This is a genomic window from Buttiauxella massiliensis (assembly GCF_902500225.1).
GTDB lineage: Bacteria > Pseudomonadota > Gammaproteobacteria > Enterobacterales > Enterobacteriaceae > Buttiauxella > Buttiauxella massiliensis.
Map to the genome: position 1 here is coordinate 1 of NZ_LR722678.1, position 7703 is coordinate 7703.

8 protein-coding genes are annotated in these 7703 nt (G+C 49.0%); all 8 read left to right on the forward strand.

The genetic code is table 11. The annotated features are described in order from the left end of the window. Positions 1-416 precede the first annotated feature (416 nt). The 8 genes from GC128_RS22750 to GC128_RS22785 all read left to right on the forward strand — a co-directional run bounded on the left by GC128_RS22750 (position 417) and on the right by GC128_RS22785 (position 7383). Positions 417-1973: a BglG family transcription antiterminator gene (locus GC128_RS22750; RefSeq protein ID WP_151996174.1), complete on the forward strand. Its 1557-nt coding sequence runs from the start codon at positions 417-419 to the stop codon at positions 1971-1973. Between the two features lie 24 nt (positions 1974-1997). Continuing rightward, a complete protein-coding gene (locus GC128_RS22755; protein ID WP_151996175.1) occupies positions 1998-2468 on the forward strand; it encodes a PTS sugar transporter subunit IIA in 471 nt (156 codons plus the stop codon). 20 nt (positions 2469-2488) lie between these two features. Further along, entirely contained in the window at positions 2489-2803 is a 315-nt protein-coding gene (locus GC128_RS22760; protein WP_151996176.1) for a PTS fructose transporter subunit IIB, read from the forward strand. A 23-nt stretch (positions 2804-2826) separates the two neighbouring features. Further along, complete coding sequence (locus GC128_RS22765; RefSeq protein ID WP_151996177.1) at positions 2827-3918, forward strand: PTS fructose transporter subunit IIC; 1092 nt, start codon at positions 2827-2829, stop codon at positions 3916-3918. A gap of 11 nt (positions 3919-3929) precedes the next feature. Further along, positions 3930-4781 carry a class II fructose-bisphosphate aldolase gene (locus tag GC128_RS22770; RefSeq protein ID WP_151996178.1) on the forward strand — a complete coding sequence of 284 codons (852 nt, stop codon included), beginning with the start codon at positions 3930-3932 and terminating at the stop codon, positions 4779-4781. 79 nt (positions 4782-4860) lie between these two features. After that, positions 4861-5721, forward strand: coding sequence for a ketose-bisphosphate aldolase (locus GC128_RS22775; RefSeq protein ID WP_151996179.1), 861 nt, complete (start codon positions 4861-4863; stop codon positions 5719-5721). 50 nt (positions 5722-5771) lie between these two features. After that, positions 5772-6704, forward strand: coding sequence for an ROK family protein (locus GC128_RS22780; RefSeq protein ID WP_151996180.1), 933 nt, complete (start codon positions 5772-5774; stop codon positions 6702-6704). After that, positions 6685-7383 (forward strand): D-lyxose/D-mannose family sugar isomerase, encoded by a 699-nt coding sequence (locus GC128_RS22785; protein ID WP_151996181.1) that lies wholly within the window; start codon positions 6685-6687, stop codon positions 7381-7383. Before GC128_RS22780 ends, GC128_RS22785 begins: the two co-directional genes overlap by 20 nt. Positions 7384-7703 lie beyond the last annotated feature (320 nt).

Below are 7703 nucleotides of genomic sequence, written 5' to 3' on the forward strand. Positions count from 1 at the left end.
CGCCCAGTGAGTGATTTTGAACTTTTGCTTTGCCACGGAATACCGCTATTGGATCAGGAATAGGGTGATCTGATCCTGATTGCTGTCAGAAGTTCGATTTATTCAACAAAGCCGACCGCGCATCAAGATCTCGTTTCAGGCCATCTGATAAAATAAATTCCCATGTTGTACGCTGGATAATATTTCCCTTTACCCATATTTGTGAGCGTAATCACGCATATTTGTGGCAGAAGTGTGAGGTGTGCTTTAAATATTAAGGAACGCTCTTTTCATTTTATTTATGTCCGGATGTCAGGACACAATTTAGTATTGTGACTTGCACTATTTGTTCATATATTTATCATCACTAGCTTCCCTTGGGGTTGTTCCTGAACAGCCCTTTAAAGAAGTAATCTGGTATGTAATAAGGGTAACAAATGCAAATAATTACCTCGCGACAACACAGATTATTAAAGTTTCTCTTAGCGCGACGCGAATATGTCACGTTACTCAAAATTTCAGATTATTTAAATGTGTCTAAGAAAACTATTCAGCGCGATTTACGTTGTCTGGATGAATGGTTATCTGAATGGAAAATAGCGCTTGATAAACGTGCTGGTGTTGGTGTGATGTTACAGGCAGATAATATCGCAGATCTTATGCAATTAGACCATATGATCAGCGTGGAAGGTGAAGAAAACGATGTAATGATGAGTAATGCCAGACGCGTTAAAATTGCCTCTCAACTATTAATCGAAATGCCCAATGCCACATCGATAAATAAATTATCCGAGCGTTACTTTATTAGCAATGCATCGATCGTTAATGACTTAAAAGTGATTGAGTCCTGGTTGATGCCACTAGGCTTAGTGTTAATTCGCAGCCAAACTGGAACACATATTGAAGGTAGTGAAAATAGTGTTCGCCAGGCCATGGCATCATTAATTAATGGTGTTATTAATCATAGTGAGCCGGGGTGTATGGTTCATTCCCGGCTTGATCCTGGCAGTTATAAAGCACTGGTGCATTATTTTGGTGAGGAAGATGTGCTGTTTGTTCAGTCACTACTTCACGATATGGAATATAAATTATGCTGGTCATTAGGCGAGCCCTATTACGTTAATATTTTTACCCATATTTTGATCATGATGTACCGGACGACTCGCGGCAATGCTCTACCAAAAATAAGCGATAACAATGCCATTTTTGATGAGCGAATTTTCACCATTGCCAGAGAAATGTTGCAACGTATTGAAGATCGCATGGCCCATTCGCTTCCCAAAGACGAGGTGCGGTTTATTTATCAATACATCATCTCTTCTGGTGTCATTATGGAAGAACGCCATGATATTAGTGTGGTCCGTAATATGCATTCCAGTGATGAAGCGCGCCAACTGACCCAATGTTTAATCGATGCGTTTTCTGAAATGGTAGATATAGATCTCAGCGGTGATACGGCGCTGTATGATGGTCTCATCATACATATTAAGCCACTGATAAACCGACTTAATTATCAGATTTATATCCGTAATCCCTTACTGGAAGATATTAAAGGTGAGTTGCCTGATGTCTGGCCATTAACCCTACGAGCCGTCAATCTGGTCTTTAGCAGTTGGGGTGAGAAAGCCGTATCCGAAGATGAAGTTGGCTACATGACAGTGCATTTCCAGGCGGCGATGGAGCGGCAAGTTGCCCGCAAGCGTGTATTACTGGTGTGTTCAACGGGTATAGGCACATCGCACCTTTTAAAAAGCCGCGTTTTGCGCGCTTTTCCCGACTGGACCATTGTTGGCGTTGTCTCCGCCAGCAGTTTGCAAACGTTGCAAATGGACGACGAGATCGATCTCATTATTTCAACCATTAATTTGCCAGAAATGGCACGACAAGTGGTCTATGTCACAGCATTTTTAAATGATGCGGATATTAAGCGTGTCACTGAGGCCGTGATTACTGAGAAATTACATTTGGCGAAAAGTACGGCTATAGAATTTTAAATATTTATCCATGAGGTGAGGATGATGGACATTACAAAGATATTAAATACCCGGCGTGTTTTATTGAATATGACCGCAACCAGTAAAGCTGAAGCCATTGAAGAATTGACTGATTTATTGCAACGGGATGGTGCCATTAGCTGTCGTGATACGTTTATCAGCGATGTGTGGCAACGTGAATCTGAAGGCTCCACTGGCTTCGAAAATCATATTGCTATTCCCCATGGCAAATCGTCTGCTGTCACTACGACTACGCTTGCGATTGGCCGTACCCGGCAAGATATCCCTTGGGAAACACTGGATGGCAGCGCTGTCCGCTGTATCATCTTATTTGCTGTACGTCTGGAAGATCAAAATACCACCCATATTCGGCTATTGTCGCAGGTCGCGGGCGCATTAGCCGATGATGACATTATTGAGCAATTACTCAAAGAAACCAGTCCGCAAAAGATTATTGATTTATTTAGTCAGTATGCGGAGTCGGATTACTGCTAACAATAATACTGGAGTCTGCTATGAACATTGTCTGTGTTGCCGCCTGCACGGCGGGTATTGCCCATACTTATATCGCACGTGAAAAATTAATAAAAGGCGCAAAATCTCTCGGTCACAATATTAAAGTAGAGACTCAGGGAACTATCGGCACTGAAAATGAATTATTGGCTGAAGATATTGCTAATGCCGATGTCGTTATTCTCGCTGTGGATGTAAAAATAAATGGCGAGGAGCGTTTTAAAAACAAACGCATTGTCCGTGTTAAAACCGAGATTGTTATAAAGTCACCGGTTCAATTTATTGAAAAGGTCGAAAAAACATTAACTACTGCCTGATCCTTATTCTGGAGGGATCGAAAATGAGTGGAAATAAAGTTCCGGTATCACTGGAAATCAAAAAGCATTTATTGACAGGCATCTCCTGGATGATCCCGCTGATTGTTGCGGCGGGGATCTGTATCGCATTAGGGCAAGTTTTTGGCGGTACTAACGTCGGAGAAAAAACCGGCACCATTCCCTGGATGCTGAATCAAATCGGCGGCTGGGGAATGGGGCTCATCGTACCGCTGATCTCAGCAGCCATTGCGTACTCCATTGCCGACAGGCCCGGTTTTGCACCAGGGCTAATTGTGGGGTTCGTTTGTGGTGAGATCCACACCGGCTTTATTGGCGGCATGTTGGGCGGTTTTGTCGTGGGTTATACCATCGTGCTGCTAAAGCGTTATATACGGCTACCACAGTCTATGCAGGGCCTCATGCCAATCATGGTGTTACCTGTGCTCGGCACCATTATCGGCGGCTTGCTGATGATGACGCTAATTGGCAAGCCCATTGCCTGGCTACAGGACGCGTTGATTCACATGCTGGAATCCATGAGAGGTGGCTCGCGCTTTCTGCTCGGGGCGATTCTCGGCGCTATGGCAACCTTTGATTTCGGTGGGCCAGTGAATAAAACCATGTCGTTATTTGCAGATGGGTTACTGGTAAGCGGCGTATATGGCCCGGAGGCCGTGAAGTTTGTCGGCTCTATTATCCCGCCTTTTGGCATCACACTCTCCTTCCTGCTGACGCGGCATAAATACACCCGAGCTGAACGCGAGGCGCTGAAAGCAGCCTTCCCAATGGGGATCTGCATGATCACTGAAGGGGTGATTCCGATTGCGGCTCGTGACCTGCTCCGTGTTGTCGGTTCCTGTGTGGTGGCATCAGCAGTCGCAGGCGGCTTGATCATGGTCTGGGGGGTTGAAAGCCCGGTGCCACATGGCGGGATGTTTGTCGTCCCACTCTTTACTCACCCTTTGTTGTTCTGCCTGGCACTGGGAATTGGCACGGTAATTTGCGGCGTTATGTTGTCGTTGTGGAAGAAACCTGTCACCGAGCGTGATGAAGAGTTCGACGAACTCACCGACCAGAAAGTGAAAGACGAAGAAATCACCTTCACCCTGGAATAACCGGAGGCGTTATGTACACAAATATGAAGCACATGGTGGCGAAAGCCTCAAGCGAAGGGTACGCGCTTCTGGCTATCAATTGCATGAATCTTGAAAGCGCGCGGGCGGCAGTTCGCATAGCAGAAAAATACCGTGCACCGATCATCCTCAATCTCTACCAAGGGCATCTGGGGCATTTCCCACCCGCAATGGCCGCAGCCGTCGTCAAAACGCTGGCAGAAGAAGCCGCTGTGCCCGTGACGCTCAGCCTTGATCACGGCAAAGATCCGCGATACCTGAGACAGGCGTTTCGGGCTGGATTCAGTGGGTTGATGATTGATGCTTCAGCATTTCCACTGGCAGAAAACATTCGCCAGACCCTTGAGGTGGTTGAATTGGCAGCCAGCGCCGCAGTGTGCGTGGAAGGCGAGCTGGGTCACCTTGGCAACGCCCCCTGGTACGACCCTATCCGTAATGTGGACTTAATGACGCAGCCAGAAGATGTTGCCCCCTTTATCGCTCAGACAGGTATTGATCTGCTGGCGGTATCCGTGGGAACGGCACATGGCATGTATGCGCCCGGCGTCACCCCGGTCATCGATTTTGACCGCCTGGCTCAGTTGCAACATGAGTCCAGCGTCCCTCTAGCGCTACACGGTGGCAGCGGCACGCCCTTCGATCAGTTGCGGCGCTGTCCGTCACTGGGGGTAGCAAAAATCAATGTCGGGGCAGCCGTATTCGAGGCGGGTAAGGCGGCACTTCTGCATACCTTATGCCACGACAGTTCGATTGAACTGGCTGACGCGCTCTCCGTGATGGAACGCGCCTGCGAAGAAGCCATTGTCCCTTATCTGGAAGCCTCTGGCGCCATTAACAAAGCCTGATTTTTTTCTGACATGCCTTGTCTGCCAGCGCACATGCGCCCTGGCAGGGGCAACTACAACCTGAAACTGGAGAATAACGATGTTAGTTTCAATGCAAGAATTACTGAAACCCACCCGTGAACACGGTTTTGCGATTGGTGCATTTAACGTTGCAGATAGCTGCTTCATACGTGCCGTTGTTGAAGAAGCAGAAGCAACGAATACCCCGGCGATAATCTCTATTCACCCAAGCGAGCACGATTTTGTTGGCGATGCGTTTTTTAGCTATGTGCGTGACATTACACAACGCAGCCACGTGCCTTTTACCCTGCATCTCGATCACGGTGCCTCTGTAGAACATGTACTGCGAGCAATCCAGTGCGGCTTCACTTCCGTCATGATCGACGGCTCACTGCTGCCGTATGAAGAGAATGTGGCATTGACCCGCGAAGTGGTACGTCTTGCTCATGCCGTGGGGGTTTCTGTAGAAGGTGAGCTGGGCACCATTGGGCAAACGGGCACATCAGTAGAAGGTGGTGTGTCGAAAATTACCTTCACCGATCCGCTACAGGCTGAGGATTTTGTCGCACGAACAGGTGTCGATACGCTGGCGGTGGCAATCGGTACGGCTCATGGTATTTACCCGAAAGGGATGCAGCCAAAACTGGAGATGAATATTTTGCGCGACATCGCCGGGCGTCTGACTATTCCGTTAGTGTTGCACGGTGGCTCCGCCAACCCGGACCCGGAGATCGCAGAGTCAGTCACCCTAGGCGTGGGGAAAATTAATATCTCCAGCGACATGAAATTTGCATACTTCCAGAAAGTGCGTGAAATCCTCGCGAAAGAAACCTGGTGGGATCCGAACGTCATCTATCCTGAACCGATTAATGCCGCCCGGGAAGTGATCCGCCACAAGATGAAGTTATTTGGCTCGACCGGTAAGGCCAGCCTCTATTAATACGCTTTGGGGCGGGCTTGCTCGCCCCAGGCAACAACATGGAGTGAGGTATGCACTTTCTGGGGTTGGATATCGGCGGAACCAAAATGGCGGCAGTGGTGATGGACAGGCATGGCACTGAGATAAAACGTTATCGCAGCGCTACTGACAAAACCAGCTACCGGCTCTTTGTGGCAGGCGTCGAGCGCTTTATTACCCACATCCGCCAGGAATCGGGTGTGGAACTTGCGATTGGCATCGCGCTACCAGGCTGTCTCTCCCCCGTTACTGGCATGATCAAAAACGCCAATATTCAGGTCATTAACGGCCATCCGTTAAAACACGATCTCGAGCAAGCCATCAAGCAGCCCTTACAGATGGCCAATGATGGTAATTGTTTCGCCTTATCGGAAGCTTGTGATGGTGCGGGTGAACATGCGCAGACCGTGTTCGGCATAACGCTGGGGACAGGATGCGGCGGTGGGATAGCTATCAATAAGCAGCCTTTTGTCGGGGCGTGGGGAAATGCCGCAGAGTGCGGGCATATAACATTACCAGGCTACGAAGCCGAACAAGATGGGCCAGCAGTTCGCTGTTATTGCGGCAAGTACAATTGCGTGGAGTCCTTTATATCGGGCACCGGCTTAAGTGAACGCTATCGACAACTCACTGAGCAGACACTGACAAGTGAAGAGATTCTGACACGAGCGGCCGCAGGTCAGCCTTGCGCGATGCAACAGATTGCGCGTTATCGCCATCAACTCGCCCGCACGCTTGCAACCATCGTCAATGTTCTTGACCCTCACGTGATTGTTCTAGGGGGCGGGCTGTCAAATGCTGACTCGCTGATTCACGATATTGGTGCGGAAATTGCCCCTCTGGTATTTACCGATTACTACTCAACCCCCGTGATCAAGGCACAGCACGGCGACAGCAGCGGAATGCGGGGTGCCGCCTGGCTTGCAGTAAGAAGTGGAGATCAAAATGAAACGTTCGCGGATTAATTATACGATTAATAAAGCTCATGCGATGGCGGAGACATTTAAACTCAGCCTACCCTCATTTGCCTTTTTCACCGCCCAACAGTGGCGCGAAAAAAACCTCGCGGAGTGGCAAGAAGTCATCGACCTGCAACTTGGCTGGGATATTACCGACTTTGGTAGCGGCGATTTTGCCAACACAGGACTGACCCTGCTGACTTTGCGCAACGGGTCATTGTCTGATGCGCGTTACCCCAAGCCTTACGCCGAGAAAATGCTCCAGATCCAGGAAAACCAGCAGACGCCCTGGCACTTTCACTATCACAAAATGGAAGACATCCTCAATCGGGGGGGCGGTGAGTTGTGTATGCAGTTGGCCTGGGCTACAGAAGACAAACACCTGGACACCCGTCGTCCCGTCGAGGTGGTGGTCGATGGCTGTCTGCGAACCCTCACTGCCTGTGAAACGCTGGTCCTAAAGCCTGGGCAAGGGGTGTGCCTGCCGCCTTACTTATACCATCGTTTTTGGGCGGAAAAAGCCTTTGTGATGGGCTGGGAGGTGTCGATGGTCAACGATGATAAGGCGGATAATTGCTTTCTGGAAGGCCGTGGGCGCTTTCCCGTTATTGAAGAAGATGAGCCCATAAAATGGATACTGTGCGGAGAATATGAACGCTTGCTACAGAAGGCTTGCGTAGCGTAGTAAACACGGAATACTTGATTGAACTATCCCCCCGAGGCGTGCCACAGCACGCCAAAAACAGCGTTTCTCTCAACCGTTTCTCAACACCAGGGCGCAAGCCAACACTCCCCTACTGAATATTCTGCTTCTCCTTTATACTCCCTGAAATTGCCGGGCAAAAAACACATCGTGCATGGCGCTCAACAGTCCTTCAGTCAGGCGGCTTATGGCTTTGTTGAATAAATCGAACTTCTGACAGCAATCAGGATCAGATCACCCTATTCCTGATCCAATAGCGGTATCCCGTGGCAAAGCAAAAGTTCAAAATCACTCACTGGGCA